Below are 1704 nucleotides of genomic sequence, written 5' to 3' on the forward strand. Positions count from 1 at the left end.
ATCAGGGGTAGGGGAGCGTTGTATGTAGGTTGAAGGTGTACCGTAAGGAGCGCTGGACAGCATACAAGTGAGAATGCCGGTATGAGTAACGAAAAGATCAGTGAGAATCTGATCCGCCGAAAGCCCAAGGTTTCCTGAGGAAGGCTCGTCCGCTCAGGGTAAGTCGGGACCTAAGGTGAGGCCGAAAGGCGTAATCGAAGGACAACAGGTTGAAATTCCTGTACCACCGTAAACCGTTATGAACGATGGGGTGACGCAGGAGGGTAGTGACGCGGACTGATGGATGTCCGTCCAAGCAGTGAGGCTGATGTGTAGGCAAATCCGCACATCAATAAGGCTGGGCTGTGATGGGGAGTGAAAATTACAGTAGCGAAGGTCATGATCTCACACTGCCAAGAAAAGCCTCTAGTCAGGTGAAGGTGCCCGTACCGCAAACCGACACAGGTAGGCGAGAAGAGAATTCTAAGGCGCGCGGAAGAACTCTCGTTAAGGAACTCGGCAAAATGACCCCGTAACTTCGGGAGAAGGGGTGCCCCGGTAGTGTGAATAGCACGAGGGGGCCGCAGTGAAAAGGCCCAAGCGACTGTTTAGCAAAAACACAGGTCTGTGCGAAGCCGTAAGGCGAAGTATACGGGCTGACGCCTGCCCGGTGCTGGAAGGTTAAGGGGAGCGGTTAGGAGCAATCCGAAGCTGTGAACCGAAGCCCCAGTAAACGGCGGCCGTAACTATAACGGTCCTAAGGTAGCGAAATTCCTTGTCAGGTAAATTCTGACCCGCACGAATGGCGTAACGACTTGGGCGCTGTCTCAACGAGAGATCCGGTGAAATTTTAATACCTGTGAAGATGCAGGTTACCCGCGACAAGACGGAAAGACCCCATGGAGCTTTACTGCAGCTTGATATTGGATTTGGGTACGATCTGTACAGGATAGGTGGGAGCCTTTGAAGCATGAGCGCCAGCTTGTGTGGAGGCGACGTTGGGATACCACCCTGATCGTATCTAGGTTCTAACTTGGTACCGTGATCCGGTGCGAGGACAGTGTCAGGCGGGCAGTTTGACTGGGGCGGTCGCCTCCTAAAGAGTAACGGAGGCGCCCCAAGGTTCCCTCAGAATGGTTGGAAATCATTCGAAGAGTGCAAAGGCATAAGGGAGCTTGACTGCGAGACCTACAAGTCGAGCAGGGACGAAAGTCGGGCTTAGTGATCCGGTGGTACCGCATGGAAGGGCCATCGCTCAACGGATAAAAGCTACCCTGGGGATAACAGGCTTATCTCCCCCAAGAGTCCACATCGACGGGGAGGTTTGGCACCTCGATGTCGGCTCATCGCATCCTGGGGCTGAAGTAGGTCCCAAGGGTTGGGCTGTTCGCCCATTAAAGCGGTACGCGAGCTGGGTTCAGAACGTCGTGAGACAGTTCGGTCCCTATCTGTCGTGGGCGTAGGAAATTTGAGAGGAGCTGTCCTTAGTACGAGAGGACCGGGATGGACGTACCGCTGGTGCACCAGTTGTTCCGCCAGGAGCATGGCTGGGTAGCTACGTACGGAAGGGATAAGCGCTGAAAGCATCTAAGCGTGAAGCCCCCCTCAAGATGAGATTTCCCAACTAGTAAGACCCCTTGAAGACGACGAGGTAGATAGGTTGGAGGTGGAAGTGCAGCAATGCATGGAGCTGACCAATACTAATCGGTCGAGGGCTTATCCAAA

General features: G+C 54.0%; 1 rRNA gene. It reads left to right on the forward strand.

Annotated elements, in window-relative coordinates:
• A 23S ribosomal RNA gene (locus JCM10914_RS28085) occupies nt 1–1703 on the forward strand; the annotation flags it as partial.
• Nucleotide 1704: the final 1 nt, after the last annotated feature.

It is taken from the genome of Paenibacillus sp. JCM 10914 (assembly GCF_001315105.1).
In the GTDB taxonomy this organism is placed as follows: Bacteria; Bacillota; Bacilli; order Paenibacillales; family Paenibacillaceae; genus Paenibacillus_AQ.